This window comes from Marinimicrobium hydrolyticum, assembly GCF_030848505.1.
In the GTDB taxonomy this organism is placed as follows: domain Bacteria; phylum Pseudomonadota; class Gammaproteobacteria; order Pseudomonadales; family Cellvibrionaceae; genus JAVDDU01.
Genome location: NZ_JAVDDU010000001.1, coordinates 504,091 through 525,147, shown reverse-complemented (window position 1 = coordinate 525,147; position 21,057 = coordinate 504,091). Strand labels below are relative to the sequence as shown.

Below are 21,057 nucleotides of genomic sequence, written 5' to 3'. Positions count from 1 at the left end.
CTGCCCGACGAGTACTATGCGACTGGATAAATTCATCGGGCACAGCAGCGACCTGTCTCGCAGCCAAATCCACATCGCCATTCGGCGTGGCGAGGTTTTGGTGAATGGCGTCGTTGCCAAACTGCCGAGAGAACACATCGACCAACAGGATCAGGTGACTCTGCAAGGGCGGCTTTTGGCCGCCCCGGGAAAGCGTTACCTCATGCTGCACAAACCGTCCGATGTGCTCTGTGCGCGCACTGACGCCAATCAACCCTGTGTGTTGGATCTGATCGACTCAGACCATAAAAGCGGCCTGCAAATCGTTGGGCGGCTGGACAAGGACACTACCGGTCTGCTGTTGCTCACCGACGACGGCCAATGGAACCACCGCATCACCTCACCCAGGCACCGTTGCTCCAAGGTTTATCGTGTCACCACCGCTGAGCCCATTTCTGAGGGAGCTGTCGAGCAATTGGCTGCTGGCATGCACCTGCGCGGTGACAAGCACCCCTGCCTGCCCGCCCATTTGCAGATTCTGGACAGCCATACCGCGTTGTTGGATATTCAGGAAGGACGCTACCATCAGGTCAAGCGTCTGTTCGGTGCACTGGGCAATCGCGTGGTGACCTTACACCGGCAATCCATAGGCGCCATTGAACTGGACCCAGCGCTGGCCCCCGGCCAGTGGCGACATTTGACTGCCGATGAAATTGCGAGTGTGTAATGGCTGATACCGCCGCTCAGTGGCTACTTGAACAATTGCAAAACCGTAGCTGTGAACGCAGCCTATGGTGCAGCGATGAGCACTGGTTCGACCTACTGCCCGCCACGGCGGACTGGACAGCAAAGCCCCGGGTTATTACCAATCGTTACGACGTGTTTGCCCAGGCTCAAGCGCTAAATTTAGCGTGCGAGTTTAGTGATTTCGATTTTTCAGCCCACGCGGATCAATCGGTGCCGCGGGTTTTTTACCGAATATCCAAAGAAAAGCCCCTGGTCCATCACATCATCAATGAGGCCAAGCGGGTGCTTGTGCCCGGCGGTGAATTGTTTCTGTGCGGGCAAAAAAACGAAGGCATCAAAACCTACGCGGATAAAGCCGCACAGCTATTCGGCTGCTCAAAAAACCTCAAAAAAATCGGCCCGGCCTACGCCGCAATACTTGAGCGGAAAACCGACCAGGGTCAGCCGCTGGATGACAATGACTATACCCGCGAGCGCCCAATTATTGAGCAAGACGACTTGCGGGTGTTCAGCAAACCGGGGTTGTTTGGCTGGGATAAAGTGGACCAAGGCAGCGAGTACTTAGTCTCCAAGCTGCCCGACGCCTTGTCGGCCTTGACCGAGGCCCCTCGCTCACTGCTCGACCTGGGCTGTGGCTACGGGTATTTGGCACTGATGACCCGCGATCTGCCCATGACGCGCCGGGTGCTAACCGACAACAATGCGGCGGCGGTGGCGCTGGCAGAAGTTAACTGTCGGGAAAACCATCTGGACGCTGAGGTTATCGCAGCGGATTGCGGGGATCACCTACAAGAGCGTTTTGATGTAGTTCTGTGTAACCCGCCTTTCCATCAGGGCTTCTCCGTCAGCGGCGAGCTAACCCAACGATTCCTAAAGGCCACACAGCGTCTACTGAGCCCCTCGGGCGTGGCCATATTTGTCGTCAACGCCTTTATCCCCCTGGAGAACTTGGCCGCTGAGCGCTTTAGGGTTAAGACTCTTGGCAATAACGGTCGCTTTAAAGTTATTCAACTGCAGCGCCTCTAAAGCGATCAACCAAACAACCGCTCCAGCCTGAAATCCAGCCGACAATCCTGGCGGCGTCGATCCAGCGCCGGCACGGTTTGCAACCGCTGAGCAAACGCGTTGAGATCCGGTTTTTCCCGACAAAAAACCCCAATGTGGTTGGCGTAGTGGCGGATACTCAGGTCCAGGCCAGTGGCAAAGTGGCGGCGGACTTGGGGATTCACCACGGGCGCTGAACGGGTTAGCCCGGCGGCGCTGTCAAAATTCATCACCAGCCTGCCGCCGGGATTTAACAAGCGACGCAGCGAGTGACACCAAGGCGCATCAGCGGCCACCGCACGGGCGGGCTCGCCATCCTTATCGCCAAAAAGATCATCAATCACCACATCAAAGCCAGGACCATCGTAGGCCTCCAGCCACAAGCGGGCGTCCGCTTCCAGAAGAGTAACGTTGGGTGCAGCCACCTGAAAATGCGCACGCGCCACATCCAAGTGCACCGGATTCAACTCCACCCCAACAATCAGCGCCGGTTTCAAAAAATCATTCCATTGCCTGATCACAGCGCCACCACCCACGCCCAACACCAGTACGCGCTCGTTTCCCGTGGGCGGGCGTAAAAAAGCAGCGAGTAAAAGAAGGTCCCAAATACCACCGCCCATAGGCTGTCGGGGGTTGTATTGGCTATGGAAAACGCCGTTAGTGTACAAACGCAAACTACTGCCGGCGCTGCGCACCTCGTAGCGGTTACCGTCTTGATCCTGGTGGAACCAAAGCAGCGCCATCAGCCTTTAGACTCCAACACCGCCAGAGCGTCGTTGATCATACGCAGCCGCTCCGCACTGCCGCCCCGATCCGGGTGGTGCTCCATGGCCAGCCGGCGGTAGCGCTGCTTGATCTCTGCCGGGGTGACCGGGTCCTCCAAACCAAGCTCCGCCAGCGCCCGCTGACGCTCCTCCTGACCCGCGACACCCAAACGGGCGTATCTTCTCCAAAAGTCCCGCAGCAAATCCTCAACGCTGCCCTCCGTCGCCTGGTGGTAATGGTTCCAGTCCAGATAAAACGTGCGCAGGGGCTGATCTTCCAGTTCCGCTAGAGCAGCACCCCGCCCCTCCTCATCCAGCGGTCGAACGTAGATGCTCAGCGGGGAAATCACCAGGGCCTGCCCCTGGTCCATTAAGCGCGCTTGGATTTGGTAGAGGGCGTTGAAAACGCAAAAGTGCACTTGGAAAAGCGAAAGCGGTGAGAAGCTGTAATCCGGCGCCACCAACCCCTGCTCCTTGAGCCGTTGAATGAGGCGATATTCGCTCAGGGCAAAGCCCTCTCCCAGCAATTCTTCAATGGCGGGGAGGAGCGGATTTTCTTCAGGCATATGCCCTCCAAGATTGGAGGGTGCAGGTCAGGACTGGTAACCACATGGGCTCCATTATAGCCGAGATTCTCGGGGAGTTTAGCGCCGCTTAACCAGAGTGGCGGCCGGTCCCGGCACGAATCGCAACAGCCATGACCCGCTACGCTTTTTTTAACAAAAGGGGTTGACCAACACAAACCCGGACTATAGGATACGCACCACTTCCGCAACGGAAGCGACAATTCCGCCTTAGCTCAGTTGGTAGAGCAAATGACTGTTAATCATTGGGTCGCTGGTTCGAGCCCAGCAGGCGGAGCCAAATTAAAGAAAAAGCCATCTCTTTGAGGTGGCTTTTTTTATGCCTGTCTCTTGAAGATACGGCGAATTCGGTGATGCCTCTCTACACTCTTCGATATCTGGATTTGACTCTCTCGACAGCGTTATTAAATGCGAGACTTGCCAAAACAGTGCACCCATCAGGACCGGTGGCTACGGGGGAGTGAGTTTCGGAACCGCAGTAAATACGTCCCTGTAGCTCCTGCGCGTCATCCATGACGCGAAGGTTCCGAAACTCACTCCCCCGCACCCGCCTCTGTGCCACATTCGTCTAATGGGCTCATATCAGTGGAATCGCCGCGACTAAGCCCCTCTTACCTTGGACTTCCCGCCGTTGCTGCAAAGAAGACAGCGGGTAGGGATTGGAGAAAAGAGCTCGGTATCTGAGACTACCAGGGACGCGCAGGGTGAGTGTTCAGCAAGCCTCAAAAGAGGGGTGAGGCAAGCGTAGTATGCAAAGCACTGCTTTGCGCGCAGGCGAACGACCCCAATCTGTGATTGGGGGCAGGGCCGCTTGCGGTTTTGAGGCAGTCCCCACGGATGGGCTCATGCAGCACATCCATGTGCTGCACCTTGCGGGCAGCCTTCGGCTGTGCAAATCGGCTATCCTGCCGATTAGTCACGACGTTTGCTGAACACTCACCCTGCGTGGCCCTAAGACTTTCTTACGAAGCTGCTAGTTCGAGTATTTATTCCGGTCAGTAATACGCTACGCGGGAATGACTAGAGAGCTTCGGTGGGGGGAACGGTGGGAAAAAAAGCCATGTAATCGTTGTTTTCAATCCAAACACTCTGGACGCCAACGCTCACTCGGTTGGTCTAGAAAGTCCTTAAAGTGGGTGTGTACACAATCGTCGCTGCCAACGACTGCGTGCCCCGTCGAGGGGAATACGACCAACTGCGTTTCGGGCCACTTCTCCGCAAGCTCCTGAGCCCATTGGAGCGGGGTAATCGGGTCAAGCGCGCCCGCCAAAAGCAATGTCGGCACGTCCGGCGCAGACTCGATCGTTGGTACAGTATTCGTTTCAGGCGCGGGAGAAAAATGCAAGCAACCTCGATACTCCCAAAAGTACTGCAGATAACGCGCATATTGCGGATACTCATCCAGTGCGCGACTGTATTCTTCGGCGCTGCCGACGGGATTGTCCCGACAGTCGACCGCAAAGAAAACCGGTAGAGACAATTGCGGGCTCAAAGCGTTGTTCACAAAAGACTCTACCAGCATCGCCATGCCTTCCGCCTCCTCCTTCAACGCCGCCTCAATCGCATTTGGAATCTCGGGCCAGAGATGATGTTGATAGATGGCGGAAAACACAGCCGCAATAAACCTGTGATCGTTCATCACAACATGTAACGTCGAGCCTTCTCGCCACAGCTCCGTCTCGACGGTTACCGGATTGTCTTTTAAATGCTTCAGAGCGCGCTGAAAGTTTCCTTCCACATCGTCGAAATCACCGCGGCAATGCGTGCGCGCTTCGCACCAGTCAAAGAACCGCTCCAAACCCTCCGTGGCTTCGCGCGGCCAAGCCATCAGACCGCCCCTTTCCGGAGGGTAAACAGAATCCAGTATGAGACTGCGCAGCCGGTTGTTTTCTTGCACGTCCGGCGATTGGGCCACCGCCAGTGCCAAACGACTACCGTAAGAGACGCCCAGAAGATTCCATTGCTCATAATTCAAAGCGTTCATCAGTCCCACAATGTCCCGTGCGCTGGACTGAGTGCCGTAGTGTTCGGCAGAGAAATTGGTCGGCTCTTGTTTAAGCTCGGCGAAGCATTGCTCCAACAGCACACGGCCACCTTCCAACTCCTTCTCCAAAGGCACATTCCGAGTCAAAATCTCGCGGCTGTAATCATCATGCGCCTCGCATTTTAGTACTGGCTTGCTGCGGCCCACGCCGCGAGGGTCCATCAGCACTAAATCCCGTTGCAAACCGGCGTGGATGATCCAGTCGAGCCAGTATTCAATGCCGGCGCGATCAAGCCCCGCGCTGGCCCCCGGCCCCCCTTGCAGGTACAGCAACGGTTCCGGCTGAGGTTCGTTGGACTCGGCGCGTACAATCACCACAGGCAACTCAAAGCTGCCCTCCTCCATGGGTGTTTTGAGAACGCCGCACACAATGCCTGGCGACCAATACACGTAAAACCAGCAGGGCGTCTGCGACCACTGGTAGGCTTGAAGTTTGTCTTGAGATGGCTCAATGACCTGGGAAGCGGGGCTCGGCTCATACCGCCACCAAGTACCCAAAGCCAAGAGAAACACAGCGGCAATGGCAAGAACGTAAGGTTTCAAAGGGATGTCAACTCACTTGCGCGGACAACAAAAAATATTCGTAGTCGGTGATGGGCATAGGTCGGGCGAGATGGAAACCTTGCAGATAATGAACACCAAGCTCCTTTAGCGCTTCTTGTTGAGTGGCCGTTTCGACCCCCTCGCCAACCACTTGCAGATTCAATGCCTCAGCCATGGCCACGCTGGCTTCCACCAACGCCCGGTCTTGGCCGGAACTATCCATGCCCTGTACAAACACTTTATCAATTTTCAAATAGCGGAAAGGATGTTTACGAAGATAGCTGAGCGAAGAATAACCTTGTCCAAAATCATCCATAGAAAGCGAAACGCCCAGCTCCATAAGTTGATTAAGAATCTCTCCGGTTTCAGCGGCGTTGCTCAGAAAAACGCCCTCGGTAATCTCCAGTATGAGGCAGCCTGGATCAAGGGCACTTGCGCTCAACGCCGCCTGCACATCCCTTACGATATGATCATTGGCAAACTGTTTGGGGGAAACATTCACAGAGATGCTTAAAGGCCGGCCCGCGCGCTCGCTCAGTTGTTGCGTTTCATGGCAGGCACGGGCTAAGACCATGGCACCCAAAGCGCGGATTTGGCCACTTTGCTCAGCGACCGGAATAAACTCTACCGGGGAAATATAACCTTCGTCATCCGGCCAGCGCAGCAGCGCCTCGGCTCCAGTGAAGCACGATTTATGGGGATCATAAATCGGTTGGTAGAACACCTCGAATAGGTTCTCCTCCAGCGCCTCGCGCATCTTCTGCTCCAAATCGAAGCGATAGTGCATAGCCCGACTCATAGTGGATTCATACACTTTAAAGCAATTCTTGTACAACTTACTGTGGTGCAAAGCCAGGTCAGCGTTGCGCATAAGAGTCCCTTGACCTTCACCACCTTCAGGGTAACAAGCCACACCGATGCTAGCGGTCACCCGCAGGGGCATGGGACCAATCAGAAATGGCTCTTGGAATAAAGCCACGAATTCGCCGGCGCGTTTATCAATTTCCTCGGCGTGTTCAACATCGGCACACAAGAGCAGGAACTCGTTACCGCCGTGCCGAACCAGCTGCTCGTCCTCTGTGAGGAACGCATGAAGGCGTTTACCAACAGCCTGGATCAATTGATCTCCAGCGGAGTGGCCCAGGGTGTCGTTAATTTGCTTGAAATTGTCCAGGTCCAGGCACATCACACAAAAATGCTTTTGCTCGCGCTTGGCCCGCTGAATCAGGCGCCTGATCGCGCGCAGCCCAAAGCGGCGGTTGGGCAAGCCGGTCAGATGGTCAGTGTAGGCTTTGCGGCGCACCACAGCCAAGTGCTGGCGCTTGACGTCCAGTTCCCGGGAGAGAACCGTGCGCAAACGCTGGGCCAGCGCGTAGAGCAGCAGTGTACTGGCGAGAATGAAAAACCAGCCCTTCACACTCTGCCAGTAAGTCAGGCGAACCGGATCATCAACTAGGCGGTAAAGAAGTGTGTCGGACACCAGAATCCAGAGGGCGCCGATCACAAAATATAAGATTGCTATGCGGATAGGGGTCATAGCGGGCAGTCCGTTCAGGCTTAGTCCATTGAGAATAGCAGCCATAGGTACTATCGGCCATAAAAAACCCTTTCCTTGCGCCCGAAAAAACTAGCCCCGCGACCCAATCGGAAAAGTTGTGTTGCTATACTGTGTTTAGGTGTCCGCACGGAGATCCGCGTCGGACGGGATCGGACCCTATGAGCGCCCAGCTCGGCGCTCCCTAAAGCCGTTAGTAGAGCGGCTTTTGAGCCCCTATAGCCAGCGGCCCTGCGGACACCGTCTTTTCAAACTTCCCCTGAGCGCACCAGATACAGCGGTGAACCGCTTAATTGCCTGCGCTCACTGACCTGCCCCATGCTGTCCAACACTTGGTCGTGCTCAAAACTAGGCCAGTATTCGCAGTGATCTTCCGTAGTCCAGGCCATCAGAATCCGAGTATTCCCACGGGCGAACTCCATCAGATACACAGAATCGTTTGCTTCATGACGGGCGATAAACGTGGCGCCCTCTAAAGTGCGCAACAAGAAGCCCAAAGCCGTGAACGCGGGACGACGACGCCAGTTATCCCGGTCATCCACCAAACCATAGCCGTGGGCGGACAAACGCCACCAGTAGACACGATCCACATGCCCTGAGCACAGGGCGAGGGTGTAGTAACGCAGCATATAATCCGCGTACTCGTCCTCGTCCACACCGGGTGGGTTGCGTCGGCCTTCGGGGGATTCGTAGCCAGCCCCTACCGGGGACCAAACACTGGTGCCCTTCACCGGCCAATTCACTTCGGACACAATCACACGATCTTCAGTCCGCGGCGACCACTGGGCAATGGCTCTGAGCAAAGCGCATTTTTCCAGGGTAGAAAAGCGCCCCTGAGGGTTTTCCGGGTGTCCGCGCCGGTCCACGTACAAATGATGCGAGAGCGCCGCGAGTTGCGCTTGCGCGGGCAGCACCTGCAGTGCGGATACAACATAGGCATATTCAAAATCGATACACGCTGGGCCGGTTAAACGAATTCCAGGGAAGCGCGCCTGCAACGCCAAGGCGGGCTCCAACAAAGCCACATAGTCGCGCGCGCGCCACAGCCCCCATTTCACGCGGTTAATAGCGTGGCCTATTTCTATGTCATCCACTTTATCGGCGATTTGCGGAATCACTTTTTCCAGCAGCGCTCGCCAACTGTCCGGCTCCAACAGTGCTTGCCGGTCCTGTACGAATGCCACCATGATCGACACGCCGCGGCTGTGCAGTTGGTTGATTAAATCGATGGTGCCATCCCATAGTTGTTCACTTTCATGATGGCAAAAACGCAACAACACCGGTGGATTGCCTAACTCGTCCAACAACTCCAGCTCGGCCGGAATGTAGTCTAGATGCGGATGTAACGCTACGCCGATTCGTCCGTCCAACTCCACCGGCTGCGAAAAACTTTGCCGCATCAGTTGGGTATAACGACGGTACACGGCCGGTGCCGCACACAAGGTGCGCCAAAACATCGACAGCGTATGGGTTTTGGAGCGAACGCGATTTTTTTCCGCTTTGGAAAGCACAATCATGGCCTGCGCGGACTTCTCATCCCAGACCCACAAATCCCGTAGCGGCGGGTAAAAGCGTTGATGCTTTGGCACCTGCCCCGTGAGCCATTGCTTAAGGCTGCGCAACGGATGGCGCCAGCGGCGGGTGCGTTGATGGCGCGCGAAGCGGCGGCGATAGCGGCGTTCCCAGCGGGCCAATTCCGGCGGCACGTCTTGGTGATGGCAATAGATAAACAGAAAAAATTTCAGGTATTCGCCGGGCAACATTAAGCGGGAAATATCAAAAGCCCGTTGACGATTCGTCACCGACGGATAAACCCGGCCACGATTCAAATCAATAAACTGCGGTTGGGCCAAAGTCCCATCGGCGTTTTTGGGCATTAAAATATTTTGGTTGCCCATATCCTGGTGCGCGAAACCGGCGTCGTGCATGGCACGCACGGCCGGCGCCAGGGTTTCCAGCAGCGGCATAATGGCGTCGTTGTCCCGCACATTCCATAACACATCACTTAAATGCTCCCGGAAACTATCCGCGGGCTGAAACACACTCAGGTAATAACTCTCCACCAAGCGTTTGCCCTGCCAGCAATCCAAGAAAGCCACCGGTTGGGGTGTGGCTACGCCGTGGGCCAAGAGGTAATCAGCAGCCACAAAGGAGCGCTCCGCCTTGCTGGTTATGGCGTGGTCATACCAGTCCTTGAGCAGTGACTGCCGCGCAAACCGTTTGACCGCTACATCCAGCGTCTGGCCCTGGTAATTCAGACGCACACGATAAACGGCGTCAGCACCTTCAGAAATTTTCTCCACCTCGGGTCCGGCAAGCAGTGCTTCCACTTGCTCCAACTGCTGAAGAAATTCGGGTTGCTGATACGGTTGGGCGACCATAGCCCTGAAACGGCCCAGGGGGGCGGGTGTCGGCGGGGTGTAATCCACGGAGTCAGTCACTGTCGGAATGGTTTAAGTCACAATAACAGCACCTCGGCGCGATGCTGGCGTTCGGAGCGGTAACTCACAAACCAGCGGCTGAGGGCAATGGCAGTGAGAGGATGGCGGCAGAGCGCCGAAAAGTCCACCCCTGAACAGGAAAAACCGCCGAGCCCACAGGACTCGACGGTGCGGATGCGTTTCTGACTTTAGGGGTTAATGCGATACATATCCGGCAAATCAGCCTCAAACAGTGTGGCCGGGTGCTCGTAGAACTCGATAAAGTCTTCGATTCCGGGGTGGCCGGGGTATGGCACGTAAAAGTGGTCCCGCTGCTCCCGGGCGCGATTGGCGTTGCGCCACACTTGGGCATAGGCCAGCTGACGAGTCCACTCGTTAGCCATCAACGCTGGCAGCAGGCGTTGGGTCCAGAAGTCCTCCTCATGAAGGGTATCCTGCCCGGCCTCGGTGAGCGCGGCCACTTTGTTGCGCTCAGCGGCAAGCCGCGCGACTCCTTCAAGGCTCTCCACCAAGTGCACTTGGTTTACGGCCTTGGGGGCATCATTGGAACCATGACCAAGATCCCAGTAGTTGTCGAACCCCAGGATGTCTACATAATCGTCACCCGGATAAGCGTAAAAGTAGCTTTGTTCGAAGTCTTCCATATTCATGCGGCTACGGTCTGGAGAAAACGCATAAAGCAGATTATGCACGCCCTTTTCATCGCGAAGGTACTCGACGGTGAAGCGCCAAAGCTGGATATACTCTTGTTCGCTGGTTTCCCGGGTGCCCCACCAGAACCAATCGCCGTTGTGCTCATGCCAGGGACGGAAAATCACCGGAACGAGCTCCCGCTCCCCCGCCTCGGTTTCCACTTCCAAGGCGGAAACAAACTCGGCAAAGGTATCCAGATAGGCCTTTAGCTTGTGATGAGCCGCGCCACCCGGAAGAAGTTCTCCCGCTCCCGGCTCGGTGATCCAACTACCCTGCTCCGTTTGCGGGTGATTCATGTGCCAGGAAATGGTAATCACACCACCGCGCTGGTAACCGGATTTCATCCAGCCCTGCATGTCGGCAAAGTTGACGCCGTCCAGGTTTTCCTCTGCACCTAGCTCAAGATCACCGATCTCCCAACCATAGACGGCGGGGTAGTCGCCGGTCACGCCTTTAACGTCTGAGCGCCCATCTTCGCTCCACCACTCGACGCCATAAGCCAAGCTATCTTGATGCCCAAACATGACACCGCCCTCTTTGAGTCGATGCAAATTGTGCAGCAGGGCTCGGGTCGGCTCAGTGGCGTTAGCGTCGATAGGCTGCACGGCATCAGCTACCGGCTGCGTTGCTTCCGGTTTTTGGGTGGACGCCGGCCCACAAGCGGAAACAAGCAAAGCAAAAGCTACCGCCAGATAGCCATAGGAAAGTCGCAAGCGCCCCGTAGCGCCAGGTAAGAATTCGTTCATACCGTTTAGGCCTTTATTAGTAGTGTTTATGATCCGGACCAACCCTGGAGATTAGCCAAAAGAAAAGGCGGCCTAGCCGCCTGTAACCGGTTACATAATGTAATGCAACTTCTCGAGAAAAGCAAACCACGGCCCCCGTTCAGCGATCTAGAATCGAGCGCAGCCTATCCCGATCGTCGTCAGACAACTCTTCCTCTAACCGCTCCCGCACAGCGCCCGTGGCTTCATCACGCAGCTCCCCTTCAACCCGTTGTCGAGCTTGTTCCAAGAGTGGCGCCAGGATCGCACGGGTTAACTGGGCGGGCGTCAAGCCCTCTTCACGGTCTCCCAGATCCGTGAGATGAATGTCGTCCATGGTGTAACGCCGCTCCCCCAGCTCGCCGGACAAAAGATTCAATGTGGCGTTGGTAAAGCGCAATTCTTCCACCATAAAGCGCACGTCAGGGCTGGCGGTTGTGGCCTTGGCCTCCTCGTCTACGTCGCGCTGGATATTCTGCACCATCTGATGAATATTGATGTCCGCCACACCCGCGTGTTCAGCATGCAACTCGGCGCCATCTATGACGATTCTTGGCAGTACCAGTACTTTTTCAGTGAGGGACGCGGGCAGGATTTGCAAACTGACTTCGCCCACCTGGAAAATATAGGGCTCGGTAAAACCCTCGGGGTTGGCCACAGTAAGACCGTAGACAGTGCCTCGGGCTTCGGTCAGTTCGATATTGACGCGCTCGACCGTGACTTCGGTTTGGGTTACGTGAGTCCCGATGCTTTCAATGGCAACCTCCACCAGAGCATCGAGATTTCTCAAACCAACCAGTAACGCGATGGCAATTACGATCAGTAGAGCCACCAAAACACTTAAAATAATTTTTATCGCTTTCATAGGTCACTTTCCTTATCGGCGGTAAACCTCGGGAGCTGACACCTCCCCGACCTACCGATGGCTTACATCAGCTAAGGCGTATGGCACGAGAATAGGAAACCGTGTGTAAAAAGCCTATCATAGCCTCCGGCCAAACACAGCAGTTTATCGCCGGGGGCCTTAACGGATGAACTCCGGGCGTGTTTTTGCACTCTGAGTGGCTGAAAAGCGCCCCCATGCGCCTTTCGTCAACGATTTTTACGCCATGAGGTAGCCATGATCCGTCGTTTGTCTTTGTCTTTATGCCTTCTCCTGGGCTCTATCGGGATGAGCATTTCCGCCCATGCGGATGCCCGTATCGAGGAATTGAGCTGGATGGACCGCAATCATATGCATCAGCAGGTGGAATCCATCGAAACGCTGGTCCAAATGCGCTTGGGCACTCGGCTGCGAGGTGACGCGTCCGATCTAACCACCCTCCAAACCATCGTTGACCGAGGCATGATTCCCCGGGACGACAAGCTGCGCCTGCAAGCTCTGGGAGCCGTTCTGGGCAATGTTATGGAGGCCGAAGTGGCTCAGTTGAAATGGAAAATTTACGAAGATGACAAAGGCCGCAGCCGGGCTCTGTGTGTGGAGGGCACCAAAGAATGCCTGTTCCCGGTGACCATGCTGTCCCGGCGTATAGAAGTGGGCCTGAAACCCGATGTTCAGAAGGTCTACAACGACGCCATGAAGTTGATGGAACCCTTCCTACCCAAAATGCCCTACACCGGCACTAGCTACCGTTAAGAGGCTTCCTGATGGCCTTGTGCCGTCAGGACGGCTCGGATCCGCCGGGCCGCTTCAGCCAACGCTTCGCCTTCCGCCTGCCGGGCGTGCTCGAAGCTCAAATCCGCCATGGAGTCCATGGGCACCAAATGAATATGGGTGTGGGGCACTTCCAGCCCCGCCACCATCAAACCGACACGTCGCGCCGGATAAGCTTCCTTAAGAGCGCGACTGATCTTTTGGCTGACCAAAAACAGGTGGCTTACCAGCTCCGGTGCCAGATCATCCCACTGATCCACCTCCTCGCGCGGAATCACCAACACATGGCCCTCGCGGATAGGCTGAATGGTCATAAAGGCCACGGCTTTGTCGTCTTTCCAGACAAAGTGCCCTGGTATGTCGCCGGCGATAATCTTGCTGAATACACTTGCCATGGTCGCTCTCCTTGGGATCGGTGGCCCCTACTTTAGTAAATCGCTAGCCCGTGGCGCAACAGCGCCCGAGCTAAAATCTCGTCCAGTTGCTCAAGATCGCCCTCGTGGATTTCCACATACTCTTGCCCAACCTTCTTGTAAACCTCTTGCTTTTGCAGGTTTTCTGCCAAGGTTCCTGGAGGGGCATCGTCGCTCCAATACTCGATGCACAAGCCCAGAGCCGGCAAATAAAAATCGGCGGGTGGGCAACCGTCGGGCAATGCGAGCGCATGTTTTCGCGCATGCACTACCCCGGCTAGATAGAGCCAGTTGTCGATCAAGCGCTCGCCCCGTGTCGAAACTTCGTGGCCATCCAACGCAGGGCCATTTTCGGTTTCACCTCGCACTTGCGCCACCGCCGTCAAAAGCGCGGACTCATTAAGCAAGGTTTCCGGCCAGGTGACGAAGGGAATGCCCGACTGCTCACTCTCCTGTTGCTGCCCGCCCATAGCCCGCCCGGCCGGTGTGAGGAACCAGCCCCGTGGTGCTTTACGCAACCAGCCGCGCTCTGCCAACAGTAGGTTCACCTGACGCGCGGGCAGTTTGAACTTGCTCCCTAAATTGCTGGCGGTGAGAGGCGCCTCGGGCAAAAGGGATAACAATGGGTGAGTTTGAACCGTTTCAGGCCAGGCAATGTAATCGCCAAATTTCGGGTGATTGACGTAAATACCACCTTCAAATTTACCTTTTTCAGTTAGCTGCCAACGACCATCCACTTTCACAATCCAACCGCTGTTGGCCAAGAGCACAAACAACTCTTTACTCTCCTTACCGATGTGGCGTGCCAAGGCGGTGGTGGACAGGTGTTTGGAGGTGGTCTTGGTCATGAGGAGACGCCGGTTGGGTAAGTCGCTCTAGTCTACCCCAGTCGCGCCGAGCTGAAAAATGGCTGGCAATAGCCATGGATTGCCCCTATAATCCGCGCACTTTTCAGTAAACCTCTCCCGCGACCGGTTGAGTCGCGACCCTGGTGTGTCGAGGTAATGCTGAACAGACAGGACGTCTGAGGGCTACCTAACCCCCAAAGAGGGGCGAACACCAATGTCGGCGCCGCCGGCTAGCCTGCCTAAAAAAGTGACATGGCAAAAGCCTGGCCGGGATTGATACCCGCCAAGCCTAACGCCGTATCGTGCTTGCGAACAGGCGTTCGCAAACAGCACAGGGGATATTCTGATGGACGTATCGCTAGGGGTTTTTTGACCCTTGGGCGTTATTGCGTCCCCATTTACATCAGTTCTTCCCACCTTAAGCCGACATGGCGCCAGCCGTTCCTCACGCAGGGGACTTTTCTGCCGTGTCACCAATCTGAGCCGACAGACAGGATGCTCCTGCCCGGGCTCCGCGACATATTGCAAGGTTTTAATACATGACATCTGATATCACAAACTTCTCTGATCTGGGCCTGTCTCCCCAGGTACTGCAAGCCATTCAATCCGTGGGCTACGAACAGCCGTCACCGATTCAGGCGGCAGCGATTCCCGCACTGCTAGCCGGAGAAGACATTCTCGGCACTGCGCAAACCGGTACCGGTAAAACCGCCGCTTTCGCCCTGCCCCTGCTCTCGCGGCTTGACGCCAGTCAGAGAGCCCCGCAAATTCTGGTACTGGCTCCCACGCGCGAGCTGGCCATCCAAGTCGCCGAAGCGTTTCAACGCTATGCCAAAGATTTGCCCGGATTCCATGTTCTGCCTATCTACGGCGGCCAGGAGATGAGCGGCCAACTGCGTCAGCTCAAGCGCGGCGTACAGGTTGTCGTCGGCACACCGGGCCGGGTTATGGACCACATCAGTCGCGGCAGCTTGGATCTGTCTCAGCTAAAAAGCCTGGTCCTGGACGAAGCGGATGAAATGCTGCGCATGGGCTTTATCGATGACGTAGAGTGGATTCTTGAACACATCCCCAAAGAGCGTCAAACCGCGCTGTTTTCAGCCACCATGCCGCCGCAAATTCGCAAAGTAGCCAACCGCTACATGCGCAACCCTAAAGAAATCAAGATTGCCAGCAGCACATCCACCGGTGACAACATCGAACAGGTGTACTGGATGGTAAGCGGCACCAATAAAATGGATGCGCTCACTCGTATCCTGGAAGTTGAGCCGTTTGACGGCATGATTATTTTTGTGCGCACCAAGACCGCTACTGTCGAACTGGCAGAGAAACTCGAAGCGCGTGGCTACTCTTCTTCAGCGCTTAACGGAGACATGAATCAAGCGCTGCGCGAGCGCACCGTGGAGCGGCTGAAGTCCGGCAAGCTGGACATCGTCATTGCTACCGACGTTGCCGCCCGCGGTTTGGACGTTGAGCGCGTCAGCCACGTGGTCAACTACGACATTCCCTATGACAGCGAAGCCTATGTGCATCGCATCGGCCGTACCGGTCGCGCGGGGCGCACGGGTAAAGCCATTTTGTTCGTGGCCCCGCGGGAAAAACGTTTGTTGTACGTGATCGAAAAAGCCACCCGCCAGCCCATCAAGCCCATGGAGTTGCCCAGCGGCGAAACCGTGACCGCGCATCGTATTGATAGCTTTAAAGGGGAAATTGACAAAGTCTTCGCCGAGCAGGTCGACTTGAGCTTCTACCACGAGTTGCTGGCTGCCTACAGCCATGACAACGATCGTTACCCGGAAGATATCGCCGCCGCACTGGCCCATCTTCTGCAAAAAGAACGCCCGTTGCAGGTGACGTTTGCGCCCATTAAGCCTGAACGCGATCACAAAAGATCAGAGCGCGGCGAGCGTGGAGAACGTGGTGACCGCAACGAGCGGCCCAGTAAAGGGAAAAAGCAGCACAGTGATGAAGATATGCAGCGCTACCGCATTGAAGTAGGCCGCAATCACCAAGCCAAACCGGGTGACATTGTAGGCGCACTCGCCAACGAAGGAGGCATCTCCAGCCGCCAAATTGGGCACATCAAGTTGTTTGATGACTTCTCTACGGTGGATTTACCTAAAACCCTGGCCAAAGAAACGTTGAGGCAACTGCAAAAAGTCCGTGTGCGCAATAAGGCACTGGAGATTCGCATTGATGAAGGCCCCGGTGGCGCGAAAGATTTTGGCAGCAAACCGCCAAAGAAATTCGAGCGAAAGTCCAAGGCCCCAAAGCGCGCCCCGAAAGATAAGGGCTAAGCACTAAGCTTTTGCGGAATTTGGTTATGGCGTATGGTAAGTGCTCAACAGGGAGACCAATACGCCATGACCTTACCCTTTTCCCAAGCGTGCGAAAACAATAAGCAACCGATATTGGACATTCTGCACCCGCTCCTGGTTAACAGTCGGCGGGTGCTAGAAGTCGGTTCCGGCACGGGTCAACACGCCGTGCATTTTGCTCCAAACCTTCCTTGGTTGGAGTGGCAAACTAGCGACCTACCTGAACACCACCCCGGCATTGAAGCCTGGCTACAAGCCGAGCCCAGCGCCAACTTACGTGCCCCACTCCACTTCGATCTCCGCTACAGTGATTGGCCAGGCGATTACGACGCCGTCTTTTCTGCGAATACCGCACACATTATGGCGTGGCCTTTGGTGCAGCGATTGGTTCGGGAAGCGGGTCGGCATTTGCCGGACGGGGGTTTGTTTTTGCTTTACGGTCCCTTCAATTATCAAGGCCGATATACCAGCCCCAGCAATGAAGCCTTTGATGCGTTCCTGTGCAGCCGAAATTCCGAACAAGGCATTCGCGATTTTGAAGCGGTCAATGAAGTAGCTGAAGAAGCACATCTGCGACTTGAACAAGATAATGCTATGCCTGCGAATAATCGGCTTATAGTGTGGAAGAAATACGTTGGTTAATCCGGGATAAAATACGGTTCACCAGCTCGTATTTCATTTACTGAGAGATGGGGCGATTGGGTAAGCTTTTCCGGAAACGCGGTGAACACATCCGTGTGGCTCCCGCGCGTCATCCATGACGCGAGGGTTCCGGAAAAGCTTACCCAACCACCCCTGGTGCCAAGAAAAGCTCTTGATTGTGTCCGACGTTGGGTTTTTTTGGGGCCAGCACCGTAGCCACAACTCCTTATTTCCCGGATCTCTAAGAGTGGCACAGCGGAGAGTGGGGTAGGTGCTCCCGGACTGTCGCCGACATGGAGGTCGCGGTGCGGCGTTCCGACGCCAAGCCTACAGGGAAGTATTTACGGCGTGTCCGGGTGTACCTACCCCACTCGCAGCACTCGACCAAGGCGCGAAACTAAAGCCAAACCCAAGGCGGTACTTATCAACGCCTCGACTATAGCAATGGCATCTATAGGCGGTTGGGGTAGGCTTTACGGCGTATCCGGGAGTACCTACCCCGCTCGTAGCACTCTACCAAATCACCGGGCCTGATGGTCAGGATCACGCATACACGAGTACAGTATGCGAAACAGGAGGCCGCACCACACAAGCACAGTTAAAACAACATCAAGAACTGAAGCAGAAATCACTCGTCAAACATCTGAATCATATAGCCGTGCTCAATAGCCTCGCGCATGGCTTTATCGGCGTTGATCACCCGTTCATCATTGAGCAGCTTACCCGGCACGAACTTGCGCTTTTCAATCTCGATATCCGTAAAACCGGCGCGCATCAAATAGACTTTGCACAACTGCTCGGCACCGAACAAGTCCACAAAATTGACGTAAACAATGAAAGGCATCTGCTGCCCTTCTTCAATATCATCACGCGCCACCCGGGCGGTGGCGTTGGCGGAAAAAATGTACATGGTAAGTTCCCTTAACTGGACCGCGATCTTAGACCGTCATAATCACGCGCACCGCATCGAGCCGCAGTTGCGCCTTGTCTAACACCGTTTCCGTAGTTTCAAGCCGGTTTTGCAAACTGTCGATCTCACTTTGGCGCACATTAGGATTCACCTTAGCCAAGGCGCGCAGACGATCTAACTCCGCGTTCAATTCCTGCCGCATGCGTTCCCGAGCCGCTTCAACCAGCTCTTCACGTCGCGGCTGCACTAAGGATTCAGCCTGATCCAGCATGGCACTTAACTGCGGCCGGGCGTGACGCACCAGCTCCTGGGCGCTGGGCCGCGGAACTTTCTGCAACAATGCATTGAGTTTACCCGCCGACAACACCGGGCTCAGATCTTTGCCGTTGGGATCGAGCAATAAATGCAGAACCGATTCCGGCAAAAAGCGAGGCACTTGCAGCGCCGCGGGTGCGGGGCAATGCAGCACAAACAATACTTCCAGAAGCAAGGTGCCGGGATTCAGTGGTGGCAATTTCAGGGTGCAGACACCCGTGTTGCCGAATTCGCTGTGGGCGACCAATTCCTGAGCTCCGCGTATCAGGGGGTGCTCCCAGGTCAAAAACTGAATGTCTTCCCGCCCCAGCGCCTCGCTACGACTGGTGGTGACCGTCATTCCCTCCGGCGCTAGGCCGGGGAAATGTGGAACACGCATATGCTCGCCTGGGTGTAGCACCGAACTGAATTCGCCGTGCTGCTCCTGCTCTATGTTAAAACTATCCGCCACCTGATCCAGGTAATCATTTAACTTAGGATCGTTATCCAGCGCCTCCAGAGCGTCCACCAATTGCGCGGCGCGTTCCGGCTTGCAGGAGTTCAACTCCAATAAGCGATCCCGCCCGGCCTGCAATTGAGCGGTCAGCTCCTTTGCACACACGCGAGTTTCGTCCAAAAGTTGTGCAAAGGTTTCTTCCTCGGCATCCACCAACGCTGTTTGAAGTCGGTCAGCGTACCGGTTAAACACCGAGTAGCCGATAGCGCAGGTCTGCTCAAAGGCGTTCAGGCCCTCGTGGTACCAATCCAACAAGCGCTCCTGGGCAGTTAGAGCATAAAACGGTACGTGTAGGTTGACCTCACCGGTTTGGCCAATACGATCCAAACGACCAATGCGTTGCTCCAGTAAATCTGGGTTCAGCGGCAAGTCAAACAGCACCAGGTCCTGCGCAAATTGAAAGTTGCGCCCTTCGCTGCCGATTTCCGAACAAATCAGTACCTGAGCACCGTCCTCATGGTCGGCGAAATAGGCGGCGGCACGGTCACGGGCGATTAAGTTCATGCCTTCATGGAACGCCGTCACGGGCAAACCTTTGCGCAAGCGCAGATACAATTCCAGGGACTGGGCGGTGTCGGCACTGGCACAAATCACCAGAATTTTTTGAGCGCGGCGCGAGCGCAGCCATTCACTGAGCCATTCGACTCTGGCGTCCTGCATCCACCAGTCGGCGTCGGTTTGCTGTTGCCAAAAATCTTCCGGACGCAACTGCTGCTCGAGCGGTTCGGATACCAGCGCCAGCAAGTCTTCATCGTCCAGATTGAGCGGGTAGGTGTGCAGTTTTCGCTCTGGGAAACCACTCACCGAGGAGCGGGTGTTGCGGAACAGCACACGGCCGGTGCCGTGGCGATCCAGTAGCAGTTCAATGATTTGATCTATCGCCGCGGCGGGCGATTGTTCCGCCTGCTTTTGCAATTGCGAGAGCGTATCCTGCGGCAAATAATCACCGAGCGCTTGCCAATGACTTTTCGAGGGAGATTCACTCGCGTCGCGGACTTTGAGCAAGTCCTGCACGACATCATTGAGCGATTGATAGTTTTCCTCTTCGGCGATGAACTGCGCCAAGTCCCGATAGCGATGCGGGTCCAACAAGCGCAGCCGGGCGAAATGACTTTCAACGCCCAATTGCTCTGGCGTGGCGGTGAGCAACAACAAGCTCTTGGCTACCCCGGCAAGCCCTTCGATACAGGAATAGCCCGGGCTCGGCGCCTCTTCGCTCCACTCCAAGTGGTGTGCCTCGTCCACCAATAACATATCCCATTCCGCTTCCAGCGCCTGCTGATAGCGTTTTGGATTGTCGGTGAGAAAATCCAGAGCGCAAATGATCAGCTGTGCGGTTTCAAACGGATTGTCATCGGACTCGTCGATGATGATTTCTTCGTCTTCCGGCAGCAATGACGGATCAATGTCATCCAGGTCATTCATGGCCTGGCAGCGCTCTTCATCCAGAAGCGTAAAATTCAGGTTAAAACGGCGCAGCATTTCCACCAGCCACTGATGCTGCAGGCTGTCAGGAACGACCACCAGAACACGATGGGCCTGGCCGCTGATCAGGCGCTGATGCAAAATCAAACCCGCTTCGATGGTCTTACCCAGGCCGACTTCATCGGCCAGCAGTACACGCGGCGAGTGGCGATTGGCCACCTCTTTGGCGATATACAGCTGATGCGGCAACAACTGCACTCGAGGACCGGCCAAACCATAAGCGACGCTGTGTTGATGGCGGTGAATCGCTTCCTGGGTCTGGTGACGCAGAGCAAAGTGAGTGTACTTGTCGATTTGCCCGGAAAAAAGGCGCTCGCGGGGCGTGCTGAATTGAACAAAGCTGTCCAGTTCAAACTCGGGAATCAGCTCTTCAGTACCCTCTTTGGTCACACCCCGGTAGGCCAGCAACTGGCCCTGCTCCAGAACTTCCGTCACGGTAATACGCGTGCCGTTCTGATGGCGTATGTGTTCGTCCGGCTGATAGCGGACCCGACTGACGGGCGCGTTGTCTAGCGCGTAAGTGCGCCGCTCACCGGACGCCGGAAAGCCCAGCGTCAAACGGCGGTTTTCAACTTCCAACACAATACCCAGCCCCAACTCGGCTTCCGTGTCACTGACCCAGCGCTGTCCGGTTACAAACTGTTGTTGCTTCATCTCGCCTCTGCATGTTTTGCTCATCAAGACGGCATGATACTGGCTGAGCGCACCTATGCCAAAGGCTGGGCGCAATTTTTATCGCTTATTAGCTAACAGATGGAAAATGCCCGGCATTTTGAGGAAAGGGAGCCGACGTGAAGGGTACAGAGGCCTGCCTCAAA

16 protein-coding genes and 1 tRNA gene are annotated in these 21,057 nt (G+C 55.7%); 6 read left to right on the top strand and 11 right to left on the bottom strand.

Translation table 11 applies throughout. The features are described 5' to 3' along the window. The first annotated feature begins 16 nt into the window (after nucleotides 1–16). Nucleotides 17–706, top strand: coding sequence for a pseudouridine synthase (locus RBH33_RS02305; protein WP_306730505.1), 690 nt, complete (start codon nucleotides 17–19; stop codon nucleotides 704–706). Then, a complete protein-coding gene (locus RBH33_RS02300) occupies nucleotides 706–1,752 on the top strand; it encodes a methyltransferase (RefSeq protein ID WP_306730504.1) in 1,047 nt (348 codons plus the stop codon). The genes RBH33_RS02305 and RBH33_RS02300 overlap by 1 nt, the downstream gene beginning before the upstream one ends. Before the next feature lie 5 nt (nucleotides 1,753–1,757). Here the strand turns inward: RBH33_RS02300 and RBH33_RS02295 are convergent, their stop codons facing one another. Next, the gene (locus RBH33_RS02295; protein WP_306730503.1) at nucleotides 1,758–2,513 is read right to left on the bottom strand and encodes a spermidine synthase; all 756 of its coding nucleotides are present in this window, start codon (nucleotides 2,511–2,513) and stop codon (nucleotides 1,758–1,760) included. Further along, entirely contained in the window at nucleotides 2,513–3,100 is a 588-nt protein-coding gene (locus RBH33_RS02290; RefSeq protein WP_306730502.1) for a DNA-J related domain-containing protein, read from the bottom strand. The genes RBH33_RS02295 and RBH33_RS02290 overlap by 1 nt, the downstream gene beginning before the upstream one ends. A gap of 222 nt (nucleotides 3,101–3,322) precedes the next feature. Between RBH33_RS02290 and RBH33_RS02285 the strand changes: the two genes are divergently transcribed. Beyond that, nucleotides 3,323–3,398, top strand: a tRNA-Asn gene (locus RBH33_RS02285). A 795-nt stretch (nucleotides 3,399–4,193) separates the two neighbouring features. Here RBH33_RS02285 and RBH33_RS02280 read toward each other — a convergent pair. The 5 genes from RBH33_RS02280 to RBH33_RS02260 form a co-directional block, all read right to left on the bottom strand. After that, nucleotides 4,194–5,705 (bottom strand): alpha/beta hydrolase, encoded by a 1,512-nt coding sequence (locus tag RBH33_RS02280; RefSeq protein ID WP_306730501.1) that lies wholly within the window; start codon nucleotides 5,703–5,705, stop codon nucleotides 4,194–4,196. A 7-nt stretch (nucleotides 5,706–5,712) separates the two neighbouring features. Continuing rightward, nucleotides 5,713–7,287 carry a putative bifunctional diguanylate cyclase/phosphodiesterase gene (locus tag RBH33_RS02275; protein WP_306730500.1) on the bottom strand — a complete coding sequence of 525 codons (1,575 nt, stop codon included), beginning with the start codon at nucleotides 7,285–7,287 and terminating at the stop codon, nucleotides 5,713–5,715. 221 nt (nucleotides 7,288–7,508) lie between these two features. Further along, the gene (locus RBH33_RS02270; protein ID WP_306730499.1) at nucleotides 7,509–9,689 is read right to left on the bottom strand and encodes a lipopolysaccharide kinase InaA family protein; all 2,181 of its coding nucleotides are present in this window, start codon (nucleotides 9,687–9,689) and stop codon (nucleotides 7,509–7,511) included. A gap of 200 nt (nucleotides 9,690–9,889) precedes the next feature. Then, nucleotides 9,890–11,140: a glycoside hydrolase family 26 protein gene (locus RBH33_RS02265; RefSeq protein WP_306730498.1), complete on the bottom strand. Its 1,251-nt coding sequence runs from the start codon at nucleotides 11,138–11,140 to the stop codon at nucleotides 9,890–9,892. Between the two features lie 139 nt (nucleotides 11,141–11,279). Next, nucleotides 11,280–12,023, bottom strand: a complete 744-nt coding sequence (locus tag RBH33_RS02260) for a DUF748 domain-containing protein (protein WP_306730497.1) — start codon at nucleotides 12,021–12,023, stop codon at nucleotides 11,280–11,282. Nucleotides 12,024–12,278: 255 nt separating this feature from the next. Between RBH33_RS02260 and RBH33_RS02255 the strand changes: the two genes are divergently transcribed. Beyond that, complete coding sequence (locus RBH33_RS02255) at nucleotides 12,279–12,794, top strand: DUF3806 domain-containing protein (protein WP_306730496.1); 516 nt, start codon at nucleotides 12,279–12,281, stop codon at nucleotides 12,792–12,794. Here the strand turns inward: RBH33_RS02255 and RBH33_RS02250 are convergent. Both RBH33_RS02250 and RBH33_RS02245 read right to left on the bottom strand, forming a co-directional pair. After that, nucleotides 12,791–13,207 carry an HIT family protein gene (locus tag RBH33_RS02250; RefSeq protein WP_306730495.1) on the bottom strand — a complete coding sequence of 139 codons (417 nt, stop codon included), beginning with the start codon at nucleotides 13,205–13,207 and terminating at the stop codon, nucleotides 12,791–12,793. The two genes, RBH33_RS02255 and RBH33_RS02250, sit on opposite strands and share 4 nt — an antisense overlap. Nucleotides 13,208–13,239: 32 nt before the next feature. Next, the gene (locus tag RBH33_RS02245; protein ID WP_306730494.1) at nucleotides 13,240–14,073 is read right to left on the bottom strand and encodes a 4-alpha-glucanotransferase; all 834 of its coding nucleotides are present in this window, start codon (nucleotides 14,071–14,073) and stop codon (nucleotides 13,240–13,242) included. A 539-nt stretch (nucleotides 14,074–14,612) separates the two neighbouring features. Here RBH33_RS02245 and RBH33_RS02240 point away from each other — a divergent pair. Then, a complete protein-coding gene (locus RBH33_RS02240; RefSeq protein ID WP_306730493.1) occupies nucleotides 14,613–16,370 on the top strand; it encodes a DEAD/DEAH box helicase in 1,758 nt (585 codons plus the stop codon). Nucleotides 16,371–16,436: 66 nt separating this feature from the next. Continuing rightward, entirely contained in the window at nucleotides 16,437–17,033 is a 597-nt protein-coding gene (locus tag RBH33_RS02235) for a DUF938 domain-containing protein (protein WP_306730492.1), read from the top strand. Nucleotides 17,034–17,661: 628 nt separating this feature from the next. Here the strand turns inward: RBH33_RS02235 and RBH33_RS02230 are convergent. Both RBH33_RS02230 and rapA read right to left on the bottom strand, forming a co-directional pair. After that, nucleotides 17,662–17,943: a hypothetical protein gene (locus tag RBH33_RS02230; RefSeq protein WP_306730491.1), complete on the bottom strand. Its 282-nt coding sequence runs from the start codon at nucleotides 17,941–17,943 to the stop codon at nucleotides 17,662–17,664. A gap of 28 nt (nucleotides 17,944–17,971) precedes the next feature. Further along, nucleotides 17,972–20,893, bottom strand: a complete 2,922-nt coding sequence (rapA, locus tag RBH33_RS02225) for an RNA polymerase-associated protein RapA (RefSeq protein ID WP_306730490.1) — start codon at nucleotides 20,891–20,893, stop codon at nucleotides 17,972–17,974. Nucleotides 20,894–21,057 lie beyond the last annotated feature (164 nt).

What these genes read in the sequence shown, in the direction of transcription:
- RBH33_RS02305 (WP_306730505.1), top strand. Translation starts at nt 17, where the DNA reads ATGCGACTGGATAAATTCATCGGGCACAGCAGCGACCTGTCTCGCAGC.
- RBH33_RS02300 (WP_306730504.1), top strand. Translation starts at nt 706, where the DNA reads ATGGCTGATACCGCCGCTCAGTGGCTACTTGAACAATTGCAAAACCGT.
- RBH33_RS02295 (WP_306730503.1), bottom strand. Translation starts at nt 2,513, where the DNA reads ATGGCGCTGCTTTGGTTCCACCAGGATCAAGACGGTAACCGCTACGAG.
- RBH33_RS02290 (WP_306730502.1), bottom strand. Translation starts at nt 3,100, where the DNA reads ATGCCTGAAGAAAATCCGCTCCTCCCCGCCATTGAAGAATTGCTGGGA.
- RBH33_RS02275 (WP_306730500.1), bottom strand. Translation starts at nt 7,287, where the DNA reads ATGGCTGCTATTCTCAATGGACTAAGCCTGAACGGACTGCCCGCTATG.
- RBH33_RS02265 (WP_306730498.1), bottom strand. Translation starts at nt 11,140, where the DNA reads ATGAACGAATTCTTACCTGGCGCTACGGGGCGCTTGCGACTTTCCTAT.
- RBH33_RS02260 (WP_306730497.1), bottom strand. Translation starts at nt 12,023, where the DNA reads ATGAAAGCGATAAAAATTATTTTAAGTGTTTTGGTGGCTCTACTGATC.
- RBH33_RS02255 (WP_306730496.1), top strand. Translation starts at nt 12,279, where the DNA reads ATGATCCGTCGTTTGTCTTTGTCTTTATGCCTTCTCCTGGGCTCTATC.
- RBH33_RS02250 (WP_306730495.1), bottom strand. Translation starts at nt 13,207, where the DNA reads ATGGCAAGTGTATTCAGCAAGATTATCGCCGGCGACATACCAGGGCAC.
- RBH33_RS02245 (WP_306730494.1), bottom strand. Translation starts at nt 14,073, where the DNA reads ATGACCAAGACCACCTCCAAACACCTGTCCACCACCGCCTTGGCACGC.
- RBH33_RS02240 (WP_306730493.1), top strand. Translation starts at nt 14,613, where the DNA reads ATGACATCTGATATCACAAACTTCTCTGATCTGGGCCTGTCTCCCCAG.
- RBH33_RS02235 (WP_306730492.1), top strand. Translation starts at nt 16,437, where the DNA reads ATGACCTTACCCTTTTCCCAAGCGTGCGAAAACAATAAGCAACCGATA.
- RBH33_RS02230 (WP_306730491.1), bottom strand. Translation starts at nt 17,943, where the DNA reads ATGTACATTTTTTCCGCCAACGCCACCGCCCGGGTGGCGCGTGATGAT.
- rapA (WP_306730490.1), bottom strand. Translation starts at nt 20,893, where the DNA reads ATGAAGCAACAACAGTTTGTAACCGGACAGCGCTGGGTCAGTGACACG.